16 protein-coding genes are annotated in these 18,336 nt (G+C 60.1%); 8 read left to right on the forward strand and 8 right to left on the reverse strand.

Going from position 1 to position 18,336, the window contains the following annotated elements:
- Positions 1-61: 61 nt before the first annotated feature.
- The gene (phnX, locus tag AC1MDT_RS02515; protein WP_480420541.1) at positions 62-889 is read right to left on the reverse strand and encodes a phosphonoacetaldehyde hydrolase; all 828 of its coding nucleotides are present in this window, start codon (positions 887-889) and stop codon (positions 62-64) included.
- A 191-nt stretch (positions 890-1,080) separates the two neighbouring features.
- Positions 1,081-2,190 carry a 2-aminoethylphosphonate--pyruvate transaminase gene (locus AC1MDT_RS02520; RefSeq protein WP_480420542.1) on the reverse strand — a complete coding sequence of 370 codons (1,110 nt, stop codon included), beginning with the start codon at positions 2,188-2,190 and terminating at the stop codon, positions 1,081-1,083.
- 109 nt (positions 2,191-2,299) lie between these two features.
- Here AC1MDT_RS02520 and AC1MDT_RS02525 point away from each other — a divergent pair, with 109 nt between their 5' ends.
- Entirely contained in the window at positions 2,300-3,163 is an 864-nt protein-coding gene (locus AC1MDT_RS02525; protein WP_480420543.1) for a LysR substrate-binding domain-containing protein, read from the forward strand.
- 118 nt (positions 3,164-3,281) lie between these two features.
- Here AC1MDT_RS02525 and AC1MDT_RS02530 read toward each other — a convergent pair whose 3' ends face one another.
- Complete coding sequence (locus AC1MDT_RS02530) at positions 3,282-4,154, reverse strand: LysR family transcriptional regulator (protein WP_480420544.1); 873 nt, start codon at positions 4,152-4,154, stop codon at positions 3,282-3,284.
- A 268-nt stretch (positions 4,155-4,422) separates the two neighbouring features.
- Here AC1MDT_RS02530 and AC1MDT_RS02535 point away from each other — a divergent pair, with 268 nt between their 5' ends.
- Together AC1MDT_RS02535 and AC1MDT_RS02540 are read left to right on the forward strand one after the other, a co-directional pair.
- Positions 4,423-5,748 (forward strand): MFS transporter, encoded by a 1,326-nt coding sequence (locus tag AC1MDT_RS02535; RefSeq protein WP_480420545.1) that lies wholly within the window; start codon positions 4,423-4,425, stop codon positions 5,746-5,748.
- Between the two features lie 10 nt (positions 5,749-5,758).
- The gene (locus tag AC1MDT_RS02540) at positions 5,759-7,150 is read left to right on the forward strand and encodes an FAD-dependent oxidoreductase (RefSeq protein ID WP_480420546.1); all 1,392 of its coding nucleotides are present in this window, start codon (positions 5,759-5,761) and stop codon (positions 7,148-7,150) included.
- A 6-nt stretch (positions 7,151-7,156) separates the two neighbouring features.
- On the opposite strand, the gene AC1MDT_RS02545 is transcribed toward AC1MDT_RS02540, so the two are convergent.
- Positions 7,157-8,479 carry a type VI secretion system Vgr family protein gene (locus tag AC1MDT_RS02545; RefSeq protein ID WP_480420547.1) on the reverse strand — a complete coding sequence of 441 codons (1,323 nt, stop codon included), beginning with the start codon at positions 8,477-8,479 and terminating at the stop codon, positions 7,157-7,159.
- A gap of 232 nt (positions 8,480-8,711) precedes the next feature.
- On the opposite strand from AC1MDT_RS02545, the gene AC1MDT_RS02550 reads away from it, so the two are divergent.
- Positions 8,712-9,419 (forward strand): YebC/PmpR family DNA-binding transcriptional regulator, encoded by a 708-nt coding sequence (locus tag AC1MDT_RS02550; RefSeq protein WP_480420548.1) that lies wholly within the window; start codon positions 8,712-8,714, stop codon positions 9,417-9,419.
- Positions 9,420-9,520: 101 nt separating this feature from the next.
- Here the strand turns inward: AC1MDT_RS02550 and AC1MDT_RS02555 are convergent, their stop codons facing one another.
- Positions 9,521-10,834 carry a leucine-rich repeat-containing protein kinase family protein gene (locus AC1MDT_RS02555; protein WP_480420549.1) on the reverse strand — a complete coding sequence of 438 codons (1,314 nt, stop codon included), beginning with the start codon at positions 10,832-10,834 and terminating at the stop codon, positions 9,521-9,523.
- 203 nt (positions 10,835-11,037) lie between these two features.
- Positions 11,038-12,168 (reverse strand): cell division protein ZapE, encoded by a 1,131-nt coding sequence (zapE, locus tag AC1MDT_RS02560; protein WP_480420550.1) that lies wholly within the window; start codon positions 12,166-12,168, stop codon positions 11,038-11,040.
- A gap of 189 nt (positions 12,169-12,357) precedes the next feature.
- Between zapE and selD the strand changes: the two genes are divergently transcribed.
- Positions 12,358-13,392, forward strand: a complete 1,035-nt coding sequence (selD, locus tag AC1MDT_RS02565) for a selenide, water dikinase SelD (protein ID WP_480420551.1) — start codon at positions 12,358-12,360, stop codon at positions 13,390-13,392.
- Positions 13,392-14,495: a tRNA 2-selenouridine(34) synthase MnmH gene (gene mnmH, locus AC1MDT_RS02570; protein ID WP_480420552.1), complete on the forward strand. Its 1,104-nt coding sequence runs from the start codon at positions 13,392-13,394 to the stop codon at positions 14,493-14,495. The genes selD and mnmH overlap by 1 nt, the downstream gene beginning before the upstream one ends.
- A 119-nt stretch (positions 14,496-14,614) precedes the next feature.
- On the opposite strand, the gene AC1MDT_RS02575 is transcribed toward mnmH, so the two are convergent.
- Entirely contained in the window at positions 14,615-15,670 is a 1,056-nt protein-coding gene (locus tag AC1MDT_RS02575; RefSeq protein ID WP_480420553.1) for a permease, read from the reverse strand.
- 57 nt (positions 15,671-15,727) lie between these two features.
- Positions 15,728-16,402: a histidine phosphatase family protein gene (locus AC1MDT_RS02580; protein WP_480420554.1), complete on the reverse strand. Its 675-nt coding sequence runs from the start codon at positions 16,400-16,402 to the stop codon at positions 15,728-15,730.
- 342 nt (positions 16,403-16,744) lie between these two features.
- On the opposite strand from AC1MDT_RS02580, the gene AC1MDT_RS02585 reads away from it, so the two are divergent.
- Complete coding sequence (locus tag AC1MDT_RS02585) at positions 16,745-17,458, forward strand: glutathione S-transferase family protein (RefSeq protein WP_480420555.1); 714 nt, start codon at positions 16,745-16,747, stop codon at positions 17,456-17,458.
- Between the two features lie 18 nt (positions 17,459-17,476).
- Positions 17,477-18,319: a PhzF family phenazine biosynthesis protein gene (locus tag AC1MDT_RS02590; RefSeq protein WP_480420556.1), complete on the forward strand. Its 843-nt coding sequence runs from the start codon at positions 17,477-17,479 to the stop codon at positions 18,317-18,319.
- Positions 18,320-18,336: the final 17 nt, after the last annotated feature.

Below are 18,336 nucleotides of genomic sequence, written 5' to 3' on the forward strand. Positions count from 1 at the left end.
ACAGCAAAAAAGCGCCCGTTCCGGTCTGGAACTGGCGCTTTTTTGAGACAGGGAGGTGTTTTTAGCGGGTTTGCGGCATCTCGCCGTTGGCCAAACGCTTATTGATATCGGCAATCACTTCCGGCAAATCGGTGATGGTGTCGATCATATAATGTGGCCGAGAGCCTTCGAACATGGCATGGATGCGCTTGCGTTCGCAGGCCAGGGTGTCGCTGCTCAGGGCGCGAAAGTCTTCGTAGTCCAGACCCAGCGCGTTGCCCGAGCAGATCAGCGCCACGGTCCACATACCGGCGCGCCGACCTTCGAGGATGCCCGGCACGGTGTCGTCGATCTTCACACAGGCAGCGACATCGTCGATGCCCAAGGCGATGACGTTAGCCAACGCCTGGGCCGGCCATGGGCGACCGTTCGGCACTTCGTCGGTGGCGACCACATGGTCGGCGATGTAGCCATTGGTGGCCGCCAGTTCAACCACTTTGTCCATGACCTGTTTCGGGTAGCCGGAGCAGGAGCCGATTTTGATCCCTTGCTGGCGCAGGTTGGCGATGGTGTCCAGCGCCCCCGGGATCAATGCCGAGTGCTCGGCGATTTTTTCGATTTGCAGCGGCATGAAGCGTTTGTATATCGCGGTGACGTCATCGTCGGTCGGCGTGCGGCCGAATACCTTGCGATAACGTTCGGCGACTTCCGGTTGATCACACAACGTGCGTATGTGATCCCATTTGCCCATGCCCATCGGCCCGCGAGCTTCTTCGATGGACACCTGGACGTCGAACTCGGCGAAGGCTTCGACAAAAATCTGTGTTGGCGCGAAAGAACCGAAGTCGACGACGGTGCCGGCCCAGTCGAGGATCGCGGCTTGCAGTTTGGTAGGGTTTGCGTAGTTCATGGTGTTTAAATCCTGTAGTCGGGCAATGGTGATCCCTGTAGCAGCTGCCGAGCCTGCGAGGCTGCGTTCGGCTGCGAAGCAGTCGTAAACCCTGTCAGCATGGTCTACCTGAAACACCGAGGTGGACGGTTTTACGACTGCTTCGCAGCCGAACGCAGCCTCGCTGGGGCTCGACAGCTGCTACAGGCGGTTTAGATTTCGAGTACTTCCATTTCCAGCAATGCTTCGGCGACCGCCGCCACCGCCGCGTGCATCTCGGCCTGGTTGACGTGTCCGATGCAGCCGACACGAAACGTTTCGACTTGGGTCAATTTGCCCGGGTAGAGGATGAAACCCTTGGCTTTGACACGTTCGTAAAATTCTTTGAACTGGTAGCGCGGGTCTTTCGGTGCGTGGAAGGTGACGATGATCGGCGCCTGAATCTCGGCGGGCAGGAAGCTGCGCAGGCCCAGTTTGGCCATGTCATCCAACAGCACTTTGCAATTGTCGGTGTAGCGCTGGTGCCGGGCCGGCAACCCGCCTTCTTCGTTGTATTGCAGCAGGGCTTCATGCAGCGCAGCGACTACGTGGGTCGGCGGAGTGAAGCGCCATTGGCCGGTCTTGGCCATGTAGGTGTGCTGGTCGAACAAGTCCATCGCCAGCGAGTGCGAGTTGCCGGCGGCATTCGCCAGCGCTTCTTTGCGAGCGAAGACGAAACCCATCCCCGGCACGCCCTCCAGGCATTTGCCCGAAGCGGCAATCAACGCGTCGAATGGCACCTGTTGCGCATCGATCGGCAGCGCGCCGAAGGAGCTCATGGCGTCGATGATCAGGCGTTTGCCATGTTGCGCGATGATGTGGGCAATCTCCGGCAACGGGTTGAGGATGCCGGTACTGGTTTCGCAGTGAATCAGCGCGACGTGGGTGATGCTGGCGTCGGCCTGCAGCAGACGGTCGACGTCGGCAGCGGTGGTCGGTTCGTCTTCGGCGGTTTCAAAGGTGCTGAAGGAACGGCCGAGGACTTCGCAAATTTTTGCCAGGCGTTTGCCATAGGCACCGTTGATCAGCACCAGGACTTTGCCGTCGCGTGGCACCAAAGTGCCGATTGCCGCTTCGACTGCGAAAGTGCCGCTGCCTTGCAATGGCACGCAGTGGTGGCTGCTGCCGCCGTTGATGATCGCCAGCAATTGTTCGCAGAGGCTGGCGGTCAGTTGATTGAAGCGGTCATCCCAAGAACCCCAGTCGACCATCATCGCCTGACGGGTGCGATACGACGTGGTCAATGGGCCGGGGGTGAGCAGGATGGGTTCAGCAGTACTCATTCTCGTGTCCTCGCAATCGATGGGATGAAGCTACGGGACTTAAATTGCAATTTGCCGTGCTATCAATCAAATTGTTTGTTGTTATGCCAGCCATCAGTGAGAGTTATTCATGAACCTGTTCCAGCTCCGCGCCTTCGATGCGGTAGCCCGTGAGGGCAGCTTCACCCGGGCCGCCGCGCGATTGTTCATCAGCCAACCGGCGGTCACCGGGCACATCAAAGCTTTGGAGGAGCATTACCAAATCACCTTGTTGCGGCGCACCGCGCGAAGGGTGGAACTGACGGAAGAGGGCACCCAGCTGGCCGCGATCACTCGCGCGATGTTTGGCCTGGCCGAAGAAGCGCAGGTGATGCTGGAGGCCAACCGGCAGTTGTTGACCGGGCGCCTGGAAGTGGCGGCGGACGGGCCGCACATGGTCATGCCGATGCTCGCCAGTCTGCGGGCGAGGTATCCCGGGGTCACGGTGAATCTGCGTCTTGGCAATGCTCAGGAAACCTTGGCGGCGTTGTTGTCCGAGCATGCCGACGTGGCGGTGCTCACCGAAGTCGAGCCGCGCAAGGGTTTGCATTTACAGGCGTTGAGCGAGTCACGGATATGCGCGCTGGTGCCCGAAAGTCACCCTTGGGCGCAACGTTCCAAAGGGGTGCCACTCAAGGCGCTGGATCAGGTGATCATGGTGTTGCGCGAACCGAGTTCGATTACCCGGCGCACGTTTGATGCGGCTTGCGCTCAGGCCAGGATCAATCCTCGAGTGTTGCTGGAGCTGGACAGTCGGGAGGCGGTGACCGAGGCCGTTGCTGCGGATTTGGGGGTGGGCGTGGTGTCGTCGGTGGAAGTCAGCCACGATCCCCGCGTGGTGGCGGTGCCGATTATCGGCGATGGACTGGTGAATCGGCACATGATCGGTTGTATGGAGCGGCGGCGGGATTTGCGCTTGATACAGGCGTTTTTCGGTTTGGCGCCAGACCGATAGACCGCGGCGCCTTCATCGCGAGCAAGCTCGCTCCCACAGGTTTTGCGTCGTGCACAAGATTGGCGGCCAGCATAAATTCCTGTGGGAGCGAGCTTGCTCGCGAAGGGGCCGGACCTGCCTACACCAGACTCTCGCGAACCATCTCCAGAAACGTCGCCACTACCCGCCGTGAACTCTGCTCGCGCAAGCACACCAATGTCTCCGTCAGCCGCCGCTTGCAATCGGTGATCGGCAACGCACACACCCGCGAATCCGCACCGAACTCCGCTGCCGACACCACGCCGACGCCAATCCCTACAACCACCGCTTCTCGTGCTGCTTCTCGGCCCTCCACTTGAATCGCCGGTCGAATCCGAAACCCCGCCCGGGCCATTTCCTCTTCCAGGGTCTGGCGCGTCACCGAACCGATTTCCCGTAGCACCAGCGGCGTGTCATCCAGGTCAGCGAGGCAGATGGATTCACGATCCGCCCACGGATGATTGCGCGAAACAAACGCTACCATCGGGTCATTGCGCAGCGGCAGCGAGATCAGTCGCTCGTCGCTGACATCGCGCCCCAACAACGCCAGATCGGCCTGATAGTTGAACAACCGGAACAACGATTCATCGGTGTTGCCGGTTTCGATCTTTACGCTGATGCCGGGATAGCGTTCGCAGAAGCGGGCGATTTGCGGCAGCACATGCACCGGCGCATCCACCGCCAGAATCAGGCTGCCGGTCTGCAATGCCTGAGAGTCTTGAAGCAACTCCTGTGCTTCGGCCTCGATGACGAAAAGCCGTTGAGTAATGCCCAGCAACCGCTCGCCCAGATCGGTCAGGCGTACCGAGCGTTTGTTGCGGTGAAACAGCAGCACACCGAAACGCTCTTCGAGCTTGCGCACTTGATCGGAAATGGCCGGTTGCGTGAGGAATAACCGCTCGGCAGCTTTGGTGAAACTTCCATGGACGGCGACAGCGTGGAAGGCTTTGAGCTGGGCGTGGGAAACCGACATCGAAACCTCCAGTAACAAGCTGAGCTTATATTTGAAATACGATAAATCGATTTCACTTATTAATCAGTAATTGTTTTTATCGCTCTCAGCCCCGGTGACTGGTCAGTCGAACAGCATCCGGGGCCATGAGCCTGTGCGTGCAACTGCAGGCCTCATCTGACCGGTATTGCCTCAAGGGACAGGGCGATATCGCAGTGCTCAACAATAAAAACACAGGCGTTTTCTTCCAATTCTGCCGGCACACTCACACCCTGAGGTCAGAACCACAATGAACAATCACATCGGCACCATCAAGCGTTGGCGCGTGCAGATCTTCGCGATCACCTGGCTCGCTTACGCTGCGTTCTATTTCACCCGCAAAGCCTTTTCCGTTGCAAAACTGGGGATCGCTGAAGACCCCACCTTCATGCTCGACAAAATGGCCATGGCCAACCTCGACGCCATCTACCTCGCCGCGTACGCCATCGGGCAATTCACCTGGGGTATCGTTGCCGACCGCTTTGGCCCGCGGGTCGTGGTGCTCGGCGGGTTGCTGATTTCGGCGGCGGCAGCGCTGGTGATGGGCAGCTTCGCAACGTTACCGATCTTCGCCACGTGCATGCTGATTCAGGGGCTGGCGCAGTCCACAGGATGGTCGGGGCTGTGCAAAAACATCGGGAGTTTCTTCCCCGCCGAGCAGCGCGGGCGGGTCCTCGGATTATGGAGCTCCTGCTACGCCTTTGGCGGGCTGGTGGCCTCGCCGTTTGCCGGTTGGTGGGCGTACACGCTCATCGGCACCTGGCACGCGGCGTTCATTTCCAGTGCGGCGGTGGTTGGGCTGGTCGCCGTGCTGTTTTTTATTTTTCAACGCAACAAACCGGAAGATGTCGGCTTGCCGGCGGTGGAACCGGAGCCGGAACTGACGGCCGATGAGGCCTATGCACAAAGCAAAATCAGCGTTCTGGAGCCGTTAAAGGAAATCCTGCGCAACCGTACCGTGCTGGTGCTCGGCTTCGCCTACTTTCTGCTGAAGCCGGCGCGCTACGCGATTCTGCTCTGGGGACCGGTGATCGTCTTCGAGCAGATGCCGACCGTGGGTAAGGTCGGTGCAGCGATCATTCCGACCTCGTTCGAGCTGGCCGGGTTGCTCGGGCCAATCCTGCTCGGCCTGGCCTCGGACAAACTGTTCGGCGCCCGACGGATGCCCGCCTGCGTGCTCAGCCTGTTGGCGTTGACCATTTCGCTGGCGCTGTTCATGGGCGCTTTGCACACCGGCAGCGTTGTGTTGGTGGTGGCACTGCTGTTCGTCATGGGCCTGACCCTGTACGGCCCGGACTCGATGATCAGCGGCGCGGCGGCGATTGATTTCGGCACTGCGAAGGCCGGCGCCACGGCGGCAGGCTTCGTCAACGGTTGCGGCTCGGTCGGTGCAGTTCTCGGTGGATTGCTGCCGGGTTACTTCGATTCGGTGACGGTGTTCATCGTCTTCGCCGGCTGCGCGATGTTCTCTGCCTTCGTGCTGATCCCGCACTGGAACAGCCGCCCGGCTGGCCTGCATACCGAAAACGCGTTCGTGCCGAACCGGCCGATGAGCGTCAAACCCCTGCGTACCTGAGGATTTACCGATGAGACCTTTCTGGCTGGAACAGGCGCTGGAGGCCGAGACCTGCGCGCCGTGCGAACCCTTGGCGGGCGATACACGCGCCGATGTCTGCATTGTCGGCGGCGGCTACACCGGGTTGTGGACCGCGATCATGCTCAAGGAGCAGAACCCTGAACTGGAGGTGCTGCTGATTGAAGCGGACATTTGCGGGGCTGGCGCCAGCGGGCGCAACGGCGGTTGTGCGCTGTCGTGGTCGGCCAAGTATTTCACGCTGGAAAGGTTGTTCGGTGTCGCAGAGGCGGTGCGGTTGGTCAAAGAGTCCGAGCGCAGCATTCATGCCATCGGCGCCTTCTGCGAACAGTACAGGGTGGATGCCGACTACCGCCTCGACGGCACGCTCTACACCGCGACCAACCGTGCGCAATGCGGTTCGACCGACGCCGTGATTGCGGCGTTGGAGCGTCACGGGATCAACTCCTTCACCCAACGGCCAGTGGCCGATGTGCAACGCATGGCCGGTTCCAGCAAGCATCTGGAAGGCTGGTTTTCGCCAGCCGCCGCCAGTGTGCAACCGGGGAAACTGGTGCGCGGGCTGCGCCGGGTTGCCTTGCAACTCGGGGTGAGGATTCACGAGAACACCGCCATGACCGGGCTGGAGGAGGGCACGCCTGCCGGCATCCAGACGCCGAACGGCACCGTTCGCGCGGACCGGGTGGTGTTGGCGATGAACGCGTGGATGGCCCGTGCATTCGCGCAGTTCGAGCGCAGTGTGGCGATCGTTTCCAGCGACATGCTGATCACCGAGCCGCGCCCGGACCTGCTCAATGAAATCGGCTTGACCAGCGGCGTGACCGTGCTCGATTCGCGAATTTTCGTGCACTACTACCACAACACCCCGGACGGTCGAATCATGCTCGGCAAAGGCGGCAACACCTTTGCCTATGGTGGCCGGATGTTGCCCGTGTTTGATCAGCCGTCGCCGTACGCGGGGTTGTTGCAGCACAGCCTCGCAGAGTTCTTTCCGGTGTTTGCCGGGGTCAAGGTCGAGGCCACCTGGAACGGTCCGTCAGATCGATCGGTGACGGGGCTGCCGTTCTTCGGCCAGATGAGTGCCAGCGGCAACGTGTTCTACGGTTTCGGCTATTCCGGCAGCGGGGTCGGGCCCTGTCATATGGGCGGGCAGATTCTCGCCTCAATGGTTCAGGGGCTGGACAATGCCTGGACGCGTTCACCGCTGGTCAACGGCCCGTTGGGCTACTTTCCGCCGGAGCCGATCCGTTATCTCGGTTCACTGATGGTGCGCAACGCCATCCGCCGCAAGGAGCGTGCGGAGGATCACGGGCGTCGGCCACGGCATCTCGATGTGCGCCTGGCGAAATTCGCCGCCGCAGCCGGCAAGGCTGACAAGGGTTGAGTACGCCTAGCGGTTGATCAGCCAATCGAGCAGCAGACGGCTATCGTTATGGGGCTCGCAAGCGATTCGAGGTGCTGGCGGAGGGCTCGCAGTAGCGCATAGCACCGGACGGTCCGGGTCGCTGTCGAGAAAACTGATAAGCACTTCGCAGCCACCCAGGGGCAGCCGGGAAGGATCGATCCGATCCTCAGGCGTTGCGAAGACAACGGGCAGCCAGATGCCGGAGGATTCGCCGGTATCGGACGCAAGCGTTGGCCACAACCTGACCTGTATCCGCCCGCGTTCATCCAGCGGCGAAGGTTGCCCGTTCGGGCCCAGCACCCGAGCTGTCTGAAAGCCTGGAATGCGCGGTCTGGTGTGTGTGAGCGCAGGCCTGAACACCGTTGACCACGCAATGGCGGTGAACCGATTGGTGTAGCGCCGGACAATGTCGATGCGCTCTTCGGCGAGAATCGACGGCTGTTGGCCCTGATGCCGAATCTCGGTCAGCAGCCACTGATCGTTGAAGGTTGGGAGCGGATGTTCAGACACTTGTACGATTTGCCCGGCGCGCAATTTACTCTGGTTACTTTGACCCTGTATCTGCCAATGCAGGCAGCGCAGCCGCTCCAGTATCCGACGGCTGGGTTGCTCACTTTGGAGTGGCTGCGGGGCGGAGTGCGCGGCAAGTGGCGGCGAGGTATGACGCTGGAACAGTTCACTGATCACCGGCACATTCAGCTCATGAGGGGGATCGCCATGAAAAGGCATGAGCAGCGGTTCCTGGGGAAAACTCAAACTGTCATCCGCCAGCACCAGCACATGGCCATCGCGCCGATGTTCGAAGTGATAGTGGATGCCTTCTTCTTCACAGAGCCTTTGCAGGAACGCCAGGTCGCTCTCATCGAACTGAATGCAAAATGCCCGGATGGGGTAGCGCCCGCTCGGTAGCTCAAACCGATAGCTGTCTTCGGGCAGCGCGTTTTCTTCAAGCAACTGGCGCAGGATGGCGGGCACACCGAGTTGATGAAATACCCGGCGAGAAGGCTGGCGGTCGAGATTTTGAAGGTACGGCACCATCACCAAGTGGTAGCCGGTCCGGTGTGGGCCGCGATGCTCGCGGCTGGCACTGTGCAGGATGCCGTGAATGCCAGTGTCATCCCCGAGGCTCAAGAACACCGGTTGTTGCAGCAATCGATCAAGACTTATCGTCGGCGCCAGTCCGATGGCTTCGATGTCGAATCGATAAGGCTGGTTTAGGGCTTCATGGCCACTGAACTGCAGCACCTGCAAGCTCAAGTCGTCGTCGAGCAGTGTCAGGGTGAGGGGGCTTTCCTTGTCGTTGTGCATCGATTGCGCTTCTGCCACGGAGTACGGGTGCAGAGGGTACGAAACCATTGCCGTTTAGGGGTACCGCAAACTGACTTTTCAGAATCGCCCTACAACCGCTGGTGAAGATGTCGATCGTGGTGCCGGTGTATAAGTCAGAATTTGTGGTCGATTGCCAACTTTAGGCCGTATAAACTTGGCGCCATGCGTCGGCCAATAGATGTCTCGGCGCCACAGATAAGAGAGTGAGTAAATGGGCGCACAGTGGAAGGTTAAACACAAAGAAGCGGCATCTAACGCCAAGGGCAAGATCTTCGGCAAACTGGTGAAAGAAATCACCATTGCTGCGCGCAACGGCGCCGATGTCGCCACCAACGCACACCTGCGCCTGGTGGTCGAGCAAGCGAAAAAGGCTTCGATGCCACGTGAAACCCTGGAACGTGCGATCAAGAAAGGCTCGGGCCAGCTCGGCGAGACCGTGCAATACCATCGCGTGACCTATGAAGGGTTCGCCCCGCATCAGGTGCCGCTGATCGTTGAATGCGTGACGGATAACATCAACCGCACCGTCGCCGAAATCCGCGTTGCTTTCCGCAAGGGCCAACTGGGCGCTTCGGGTTCGGTGGCTTGGGACTTCAACCACGTCGGTATGATCGAGGCGTCCCCGGACAGCCCTGACGCCGATCCGGAAATGGCGGCCATCGAAGCGGGCGCTCAGGATTTTGAACCAGGTGATGAAGCAGGCACCACCCTGTTCCTGACCGAGCCTGCCGATCTGGACGCCGTGCAAAAAGCCCTGCCTGAGCAAGGTTTCACCGTGTTGTCGGCCAAGTTGGGCTATCAGCCGAAGAACCCGGTCACCGGGTTGAGCGATGAGCAAATGGCTGAAGTCGAAGCGTTCCTGGAAGGCCTCGATAACCATGATGACGTGCAGGACATGTTTGTCGGGTTGGCGGGTTAATCTGATTCGTCAGTAAAACCGCCATCGCGAGCAGGCTCGCTCCCACAGGGGAGTGCATTCCAATGTGGGAGCGAGCCTGCTCGCGATTGACCGCGAAGCGGTCACTGGATATCAAGTGCTTGCACTATCTCGCTGAACCCCGGCCGCGCCAGCACATCCGGCTGACAGCATCGCTGCTGCAACGCCTCCAGCTGCAAACGACCTTCATCGCTCAGCCCCGAGTCGATCCGCTCCAGCAATTCCCCCAGCAACACACCAAACGCTCGCACTTCGATCCGTTGCAATGCACGGCTCTCCAGGCTGTCTGAAGTGGCGTGGAAAGACGCTGCACCAAAGTCCCCCAGCAAGCAATCACCTGACTCGTGCCACAGAATATTGTGGCCATAGAGATCACCGTGGGTGATGCCCTGTTGATGAAGGTGTTCGGCCACCGAGGCAATGCCATTGGCGATTCGCAATGCCACGCCAGCACTGAAACGGGTGTCGTTGGCATAGATGTCCCGAGTGCAAGACGCCAGGCTTGGCAGACTGGCGAGGTTGCGGTAGCTCGGATCGATCAGTTGCATCACCAGCCCGGCCTGGGCAAGTGGATGCTCGACAATCCTTCCTTCGACCCGAATCAGATTCGGGTGGAGGCCGGCGGTAATGCACGCGTTCATTTCGTGCAACGGCGAGCCGTCGCTGGTCATTTCGCCTTTGTAGAGTTTGACCGCGACCTGCACGGCCGACTGCCCCGGTCGATCCCACGTCGCCCGATGAATCACCCCCGACGCGCCTTCGCCCAGTTGCTGTTCCAGGCGCAGCTGCGACCAAGGGATGCTCGCCGTCGCTTCAAGGGCGGCCGCATCGGCTTCGGTTTCCAGCGGGTTACCCGCGTAGGCCAGCCAGGTCAGGCTCGGCAGGGACAGCAACCACTCGGGTAGCTCGGTCAACTGGTTGGCGGCGATGCGGATCAATTCGAGTCGATGGCAGTGACGCAAGCTTTCGGGCAAGCGCTGCAAGCGGTTACCGGCCAGCATGAGTTTTTGCAGGTGCGGGCGTTCACCCAGCTCGGTTGGCAGCTCAGTGATGCAGTTATCAGTGAGGATCAGCCAGCGCAGTAATGGCGGCAGGGCGGCAGCCGGCACTTTTGCGATGCGGTTGGCTTTGAAGGCGATCATCGACAGCGCGGTGCATTGGCCCAAACAGGCGGGCAGTTCGGTGAACAGATTGTCCGAGCAGAACAGCACGCGCAAACGGGTCAAGCGATGCAGATCGTCCGGCAGGCTGCTCAGGGCATTGCCACTGAGGTTGAGCACCTCCAGCGAGTCCGCCAGGTCGAAGATTTCCCGAGGGAACTCCGTCAGTCCGCAAACGAGGTCCAGGCGGGTAGCGCCCGTCAGTGTGCCGGCGCGCAGTTGTGCGAGGGTATCCATGAATAAATTCACTTCTTATCGGGAAGAGGGCTCGAACGGCCCGAAATGGGCGACATGATAACGGGAAAGATGAGTTGTCTGTCATGCCGTCATCGCGAGCAGGCTCGCTCCCACAGTTGACCGGGTTGTCTGGGCGGATGCGGACACCTGTGGGAGCGAGCCTGCTCGCGATGAGGTCGGCTGCAACACTGCAAAGCTGCCGTTCATCCCGGATCCCGGACCTCGACCAACTGCCCCAGCCGGCTACGCGTGCGCGCCAGGTCGATGGCATCCCCGCCCAGGCTTTCGCGTAGGGATCGCTGTCCGAGCACAATCAAATGCTTGTCCTGATCGTACAAAACATCAATCAGATTGATGAAGCGCTGCTGGGCGGCGATCGAACAATCGGCGAGGTTGGGCAAATCAAAGATGATCCAGTGATCAAAACGCCGGCACAGCTCCAGATAATCCATCACCGCCGTCGGGTGGTCGCACACATGGCTGAAGGTAATGCCGAGGGTCCGCCCCTCGCAGTATCGAGCTTGAATATGCCGTGTCCCGACGGCCAGTTCGATGGCGGGCAACACAGGTTCAGGCAGGCTCAAGGCCTGACGCTGCGCCACCGTGGCCGGCCAGACGTAATGGCCTCGGGTGAACAACTGCTCGGCGTGGGTTCTGACCTGGCTACGGTAGTCGTGCGGGCCGCCGACTTCCATGACCTGCATTCGCAGGTTGATCAGGTCGATCACCGGCTTGAAGCGCGCATGGTAGAGCGGGTTGGGCAACAAGCCTTCCGGCGGATAGTTGGACGTGACCAGCAGCAGGATGCCTCGGCGGAACAAGGCTTTGAACAGCCGAGTGATAAGCATCGCATCGCCGATGTCATGGACATGAAATTCGTCGAAACACAGCACCCGGCAATCGAGCAGCTGTTCATCAAGGGTGGTTGCCAGCGGATCCGGTTGATCGCGATGACGGAACATGCCCTGGTGCAGTTGGGCGAAAAATTCATGAAAGTGCAGGCGCTGTTTTTCCGCGAGCGGGATGGCCTGGAAAAAACCGTCGAGCAGCCAGCTCTTGCCACGACCTACGGCCCCATGCAGGTAAAGGCCGGGAAGCGTCTTCGTTGACGTGCCCATCAACACCGAGGCGTGCTGCGCCATGCAGTCAATCACGCGCTGTTGGCTATGACTGAGGGTGTATCCCTGGGAGTGGGCTTTGTGGCGGAAGTAGTCGTGGATGACGCGAGCGGACTCGGTGCCGCTGGCGGTGGCAGCGCAAGCTGTGCCGAAGAGACGACGGAGCGCGGACCAGCGCGGTGCGAATCGCGATCGTTTGGGCGGTCGAGCGGCCACTGTGATGTCACCCCCGTAATCTTCAGGCAAGCTCCCCGAGCTGCGGCGGCGTAGTGTAACCAAAGGCGGAATAACCCGACCACTGCGGGCAGTGTGTGCGGCGCAAAAGATCGCGGCTTGAGGGCGCTAAGCGGTTCGCGCAGCCAGGCTCTGCTAGAATCGGTCACCTTGACTACACGAGGTGCCTCCATGAACGAGCCGATCCGCCTGACCCAATACAGCCACGGTGCAGGTTGTGGCTGCAAGATTTCTCCCCAGGTGCTGGAGGTGATTTTGGCCGGCAGCGGGGCACAGAACCTTGATCCGAAACTCTGGGTGGGCAACGCCTCCCGCGATGACGCGGCAGTCTATTCCATTGATGAAGAACGTGGTGTCGTCTCGACCACCGACTTTTTCATGCCAATCGTCGATGACCCGTTCGATTTCGGCCGCATCGCGGCCACCAATGCAATCAGTGATATCTACGCCATGGGCGGTGATCCGTTGATGGCGATCGCTATTCTCGGCTGGCCGGTCAATGTGCTGGCCCCGGAGATTGCCCGTGAAGTCATTCGCGGTGGACGTTCGGTCTGCGACGAAGCAGGCATACCGTTGGCCGGCGGGCACTCGATCGATGCACCGGAGCCGATTTTCGGTCTGGCGGTCACCGGGCTGGTGGAAAAGCGCCACATGAAACGCAATGACACCGCCACGGCCGGTTGCCTGCTTTACCTCACCAAACCCCTGGGAATAGGCATCCTCACCACCGCCGAGAAAAAGGGCAAATTGCGCCAGGCCGACATCGGCCTGGCCCGCGACTGGATGTGTACGCTGAACAAACCGGGCAGCCGCTTCGGCAAGCTCGAGTGCGTGACCGCGATGACCGATGTCACCGGTTTCGGCTTGCTCGGCCACCTGGTGGAAATGGCCGACGGCAGCAACTTGTCTGCCCGCATCGAGTATGACCGTGTGCCGCGCCTGCCGGGTGTCGAGTATTACCTCGACCAGGGTTGCGTTCCGGGCGGGACGCTGCGCAATTTTGACAGCTACGCGAGCAAGGTCGGTCGTCTACAGGAACTGCATAAACGTGTGCTTTGCGATCCACAGACCAGCGGTGGGCTGCTGGTCGCCGTCACCCCTGGAGGCAACGAGCAGTTCCTCAAGGTGGCCGCCGAGTTGGGGCTGACCCTGGCGCCGATCGGCGAATTGATTGAGCGACAGAGCCATGCGGTTGAGGTGTTCTGATGTCCATCGAGTTCACCGATTATCGCGATATCTTTCTCAATGATCGGCCGATGATGGATGCCCGCGCACCCGTCGAGTTTCATAAAGGCGCATTCCCCGGCGTGATTAATCTGCCGCTCATGAACGATCTGGAGCGACAAAGGGTTGGCACCTGTTACAAACAGCACGGTCAGCAAGCGGCCATTACGCTGGGGCATCAGTTGGTGTCGGGGGAAATCAAGGCCGGGCGCATTCAGGCCTGGGCCGATTTTGCCCGAGCGCATCCTGAGGGTTATTTGTATTGTTTTCGCGGCGGGTTGCGCTCGCAGATCGTCCAGCAGTGGCTCAAGGACGAGGCAGGTATCGACTACCCGCGGGTCGGCGGCGGCTATAAGGCCATGCGGACGTTCTTGCTGGAGACGATCGATCAGGCAGTTGCCCAATGCGATTTCGTGTTGCTGGGTGGCATGACCGGCACCGGCAAGACCGAAGTGCTCACGCAATTGAGCAACGGGCTGGACCTTGAAGGTCACGCCAATCATCGAGGCTCCAGTTTCGGCAAACGCGCGACGGGCCAACCGTCCAACATCGACTTTGAAAACCGGCTGGCGGTGGACGTGCTGAAGAAGCGCAACCACGGCATTGAACAGTTTGTACTGGAAGACGAGAGTCGCATGGTCGGCAGTTGCGCCTTGCCGCTGCCACTGTTCCAGGGCATGCAGCAGTTTCCGATGGTCTGGCTTGAAGACAGCCTGGAAGGGCGAGTCGAGAGAATCTTGCGCGACTACGTGGTGGACTTGTGTGCCGAGTTTATTGGCGTCTATGGCGATGAAGGCTTCTCGCTGTTTTCCGAGCGTTTGTTGGCGAGTCTGAACAATGTTCAAAAACGACTGGGCGGCGAACGTCATCGGCGGATGCTGATTTTGATGGAAGACGCGCTGGCGGAACAGGCGAGCAGCGGGGCGGTGGACCTGCACCGGGGCTGGATTGAAGGGTTACTCCGCGAGTATTACGACCCGATGTATGCGTTCCAACGGGAGAAGAAGGGTTCTCGGATCGAGTTTTCCGGGGAGCGGGGTGCTGTTCTTGAGTACCTTCGGGAGCGTGGTAGTCAGCGAGGGTGATGTTGTTTTTGCTGGCCCTATCGCGAGCAGGCTCGCTCCCACATTAAATCTCAGTGCCACACAGATCCAATGTGGGAGCGAGCCTGCTCGCGATGGGGCCCTTACAGCCACAATAAAACTTAAAGCAGAGCAGCCCCGATCACCCCGCTGACCACACCAATCACCATGGTCATCAACGCCACGCTCACCAGCACCTTGGCATCGAAATCCTTGCGCAGCATCAGCAGTGACGGCAGGCTGATGCTCGGCAGGGTCATCAACAGCGCGACCGCCGGGGCGATGCCCATGCCCAGAGTCATCATGGTTTGCACGATGGGGATCTCGGCGGCGGTGGGGATCACAAACAGCGTGCCGATGATCGCCAGCGGCACCAGCCACAACAGGCCGTTGGCCATGGCGCCATCAATGTGCGGGAACACCCAGACCCGCACGGCGCCCAGTACCAGGACTGCCAGGATGTAGATAGGGATGGTGCTCCAGAATAATTGCCACAATGTCCGGCCCCAGCGGGTCAGGAACGGTTGCGTATCCTTTTCGCTGGCGTCGGCCACCGCTTCGACAGCCGCCTCCGGCAACACCTCAGGGCCGGCGATGCGCTGAGCGATTATCGACACGCCAAACACCAGAACAATCCCCGCCACCAGACGCAACGCCGTGAAACCCCAACCCAACACGAAGCCCATGAACACCAGGGTGGCAGGGTTGAGCACCGGGTTGCCGATCCAGAACGCCAGCGCCGCGCCGACCGATACATTCGAACGGCGCATGCCGGCGGCCACCGGTGCGGCGCAGCACGAGCACATCATCCCCGGCAGGGCAAACAGACCGCCACGCAGGGTCGACGCAAAACCGGCTTGGCCAAACAGGCGCAGCAACCAGTCTCGCGGGATCAGTACTTGCAGGAGAGAACCGAGGATCACCGCCAGCACGGCCGCTTTCCAGATTGCCAGGAAATATACCTTGGCGTAGGTCAGCGCTGCGGTCAGGGGAGCGGTTTGTGCATCGTTGAGAATTGAGGCGCCGATGCTGTGGTTGTCAGCCGCGAGGAACGCTTTCGCGTAATAAGGCGACCATTTGACGTAGTAGAGGCCGATGCAGGCCACCAGGATAAACAGGGCGGGTTTCCACCAGAACGACCAACCCCTGGCGGGGACAGCTGCGCTTGATAGTGACATTGAGAGGTTTCGCTTGTGAGGGGGGAGATGCGTACAGGATAGCCCAGCCCCCAACACTTATGTCGGACACACCTTCGAACCATTATCCAGACCCTGTTTGTAGCTGTGGCTGACCAGACTGGCTTTGCCGTTGCGCCACGTCAGGGTGAGCACGTACAGCGAGTCGTAGTCACTGGACGCCCAGTCGTCGGTGATGATTTGTTTCTCGCCGACAGCTTCCCCGGCGACCTTGTTGAGCAGCTCCGGCAAATAGCCGTGGGACCACGCGGTGTAGATGACCGAATTGTGATACTTGTCCTGCAGCAGCTCCTCGGCAAGGTCGCTGGTGTCGTTGGCCGAGAAACTGATGTTCACCGGCAACCCGAGCTTGATCGCGCTGGGGTTGATGGTCATCAAGGGCCGGAGGTAACTGTAGGAATTGTCCCGTTCACCTTCTTCGACATTGCGTGTCGGGTTGGCCGCGAACACGTAATGGGCCTTGCCGAATTTTTCCGGCAGCAAGGTGGCCAGGTCGATGGCGCGATTCAATCCCTGGCAATTGAGCTGGCCCAGGCCCTCAGCGGGTTTTTCCGCGTGGCGCAGGAATACCAGCGTCTGGGTGCCGTCTGCCGGTTGGTTGCGACCTTTACTGTATTCCAGCAACAGGAAAAGCGCGCTGGCCGCCAATAGGGCGGCCAGGACAACATACGCGCGATGTTTGAAGCGTGGGACGAATTTCAAAGGGTTCATCATTGAATTTAGAGTTCTTAAGCGCATTCGATTAAGGCTGACAAACCTTTTTACACCGCGACCTCCTGGTCAGTTTCCCAAAGGGCAGTAATCAGCGTTTGCTGAAGCCCGTTGGGTTCGATTCCGCGGAGTTTGCAGCAATGTACCGACAACCTTGAACGGGGTGGAGCAGAGGTTTACGACAGGATGTTGCTGATTTTATCGACACCGTACAATTTGGCGCGCTGACAAAGGCTGGGATTTTTTTGAGATTGTTCATCAGGCCTGTCGATAACGCCAAAAGATCGCAGCCTTCAGCCACTCCCATTATGATCGTCACTCTTAATCTCTTCGTGGATTCCTCCCATGACCGATCTGTCTGCGTTCCCTATCACCCAAAAATGGCCGGCCCAGTACCCGGAGTGGATTCAGCTGTACTCCCTGCCGACCCCCAACGGCGTCAAAGTCTCGATCATGCTCGAGGAGATCGGTCTGCCCTACGAACCGCATCGCGTAGGTTTCGACACCAACGATCAACTGTCTCCCGAGTTTCTGTCGCTGAACCCCAACAACAAGATCCCGGCCATCCTTGACCCTCATGGCCCAGGCGACCAACCCCTGGCACTGTTCGAGTCCGGGGCGATTCTGATTTACCTCGCCGACAAGAGCGGGCAACTATTGGCCCAGGAGTCGGCGGCCCGTTACGAGACGATCCAGTGGCTGATGTTTCAGATGGGGGGGATCGGGCCGATGTTCGGCCAGCTCGGATTCTTCAACAAATTCGCCGGCAAGGACTACGAGGACAAACGTCCCCGTGACCGTTACGTCGATGAAAGTAAAAGGTTGTTGAGCGTTCTTGATGGCCGCCTGCAAGGTCGCGACTGGATCATGGGCGAGCGCTACACCATCGCCGACATTGCGACCTTTCCGTGGGTGCGCAACTTGATCGGCTTCTATGAGGCCGGCGACCTGGTGGGTATTCAGAATTTCCCCAATGTCACGCGGGTGCTGGAACGCTTCCTGGCACGACCTGCGGTGAAGCGTGGGCTGGAAATCCCCAAGCCAAACGATTCCATTTGATCAGGACCAGGGACGGCCATGAGTACCTACCATTTCAAGCAAGTCGATGTTTTCAGCCGCGTTGCGCTCAAGGGCAATCCGCTGGCGGTGGTGTTCGGCGCCGATGAGCTCAGCGATGAGCGCATGGCGGCGTTCGCCAGCTGGACCAACCTCAGTGAAACCACCTTCGTGCTCGAACCGCGTGATCCCCGGGCCGACTACCGGGTGCGCATCTTCACGACCCTGAACGAGTTGCCCTTCGCCGGGCACCCGACCTTGGGCACTTGCCACGCGTGGCTGGAAGCCGGTGGCGTGCCCAAGGGTGAAGAGATCATTCAGGAGTGCGGCGTCGGCCTGGTGCGTGTTCGTCGCCAAGGCACGGAGTTGGCCTTTCTTGCGCCGCCATTGATCAGAACCGGGCCGGTGGAGCCTGACGTGCTAGAGCGCGTGCGCCGTGGGTTGCGGCTGGAGCCGGGCGCCATCGTCCGGGCGCAATGGGTCGATAACGGCGCCGGCTGGCTGGCGGTGATGGTCGAGGATCGGCATCAGGTACTCGACTTGCAGCCGGATCATTTGCAAATGCTGGGCCTCGCTGTGGGTGTGATTGCACCGTGGGATGCCGCACGCGATGGCGATGACGCGCAATTCGAAGTGCGGGCGTTTATCTCCGGCGACGGCATGCCGGAAGACCCAGCCACAGGCAGCTTGAACGCCGGGATCGCCCAATGGCTGCTCAGCGAAGGGTTGGCGCCGGCGTCCTACGTCGTCAGTCAGGGCCTGACCATGGGCCGCGCCGGGCGAATTCAGGTCGATCAGGTGGGTGATGAGATCTGGATCGGCGGTTCTGTGTTGACGTGCATTACCGGCACATTAACCTTGTAGCAGCTGCCGAGCCTGCG

Source organism: Pseudomonas sp. ASL7 (assembly GCF_056680375.1).

What these genes read in the sequence shown, in the direction of transcription:
- AC1MDT_RS02585 (WP_480420555.1), top strand. Translation starts at nt 16,745, where the DNA reads ATGACCGATCTGTCTGCGTTCCCTATCACCCAAAAATGGCCGGCCCAG.
- AC1MDT_RS02575 (WP_480420553.1), bottom strand. Translation starts at nt 15,670, where the DNA reads ATGTCACTATCAAGCGCAGCTGTCCCCGCCAGGGGTTGGTCGTTCTGG.
- AC1MDT_RS02540 (WP_480420546.1), top strand. Translation starts at nt 5,759, where the DNA reads ATGAGACCTTTCTGGCTGGAACAGGCGCTGGAGGCCGAGACCTGCGCG.
- AC1MDT_RS02535 (WP_480420545.1), top strand. Translation starts at nt 4,423, where the DNA reads ATGAACAATCACATCGGCACCATCAAGCGTTGGCGCGTGCAGATCTTC.
- AC1MDT_RS02580 (WP_480420554.1), bottom strand. Translation starts at nt 16,402, where the DNA reads ATGATGAACCCTTTGAAATTCGTCCCACGCTTCAAACATCGCGCGTAT.
- selD (WP_480420551.1), top strand. Translation starts at nt 12,358, where the DNA reads ATGAACGAGCCGATCCGCCTGACCCAATACAGCCACGGTGCAGGTTGT.
- phnX (WP_480420541.1), bottom strand. Translation starts at nt 889, where the DNA reads ATGAACTACGCAAACCCTACCAAACTGCAAGCCGCGATCCTCGACTGG.
- AC1MDT_RS02550 (WP_480420548.1), top strand. Translation starts at nt 8,712, where the DNA reads ATGGGCGCACAGTGGAAGGTTAAACACAAAGAAGCGGCATCTAACGCC.
- AC1MDT_RS02520 (WP_480420542.1), bottom strand. Translation starts at nt 2,190, where the DNA reads ATGAGTACTGCTGAACCCATCCTGCTCACCCCCGGCCCATTGACCACG.
- AC1MDT_RS02590 (WP_480420556.1), top strand. Translation starts at nt 17,477, where the DNA reads ATGAGTACCTACCATTTCAAGCAAGTCGATGTTTTCAGCCGCGTTGCG.
- AC1MDT_RS02555 (WP_480420549.1), bottom strand. Translation starts at nt 10,834, where the DNA reads ATGGATACCCTCGCACAACTGCGCGCCGGCACACTGACGGGCGCTACC.
- AC1MDT_RS02545 (WP_480420547.1), bottom strand. Translation starts at nt 8,479, where the DNA reads ATGCACAACGACAAGGAAAGCCCCCTCACCCTGACACTGCTCGACGAC.
- mnmH (WP_480420552.1), top strand. Translation starts at nt 13,392, where the DNA reads ATGTCCATCGAGTTCACCGATTATCGCGATATCTTTCTCAATGATCGG.
- AC1MDT_RS02525 (WP_480420543.1), top strand. Translation starts at nt 2,300, where the DNA reads ATGAACCTGTTCCAGCTCCGCGCCTTCGATGCGGTAGCCCGTGAGGGC.
- AC1MDT_RS02530 (WP_480420544.1), bottom strand. Translation starts at nt 4,154, where the DNA reads ATGTCGGTTTCCCACGCCCAGCTCAAAGCCTTCCACGCTGTCGCCGTC.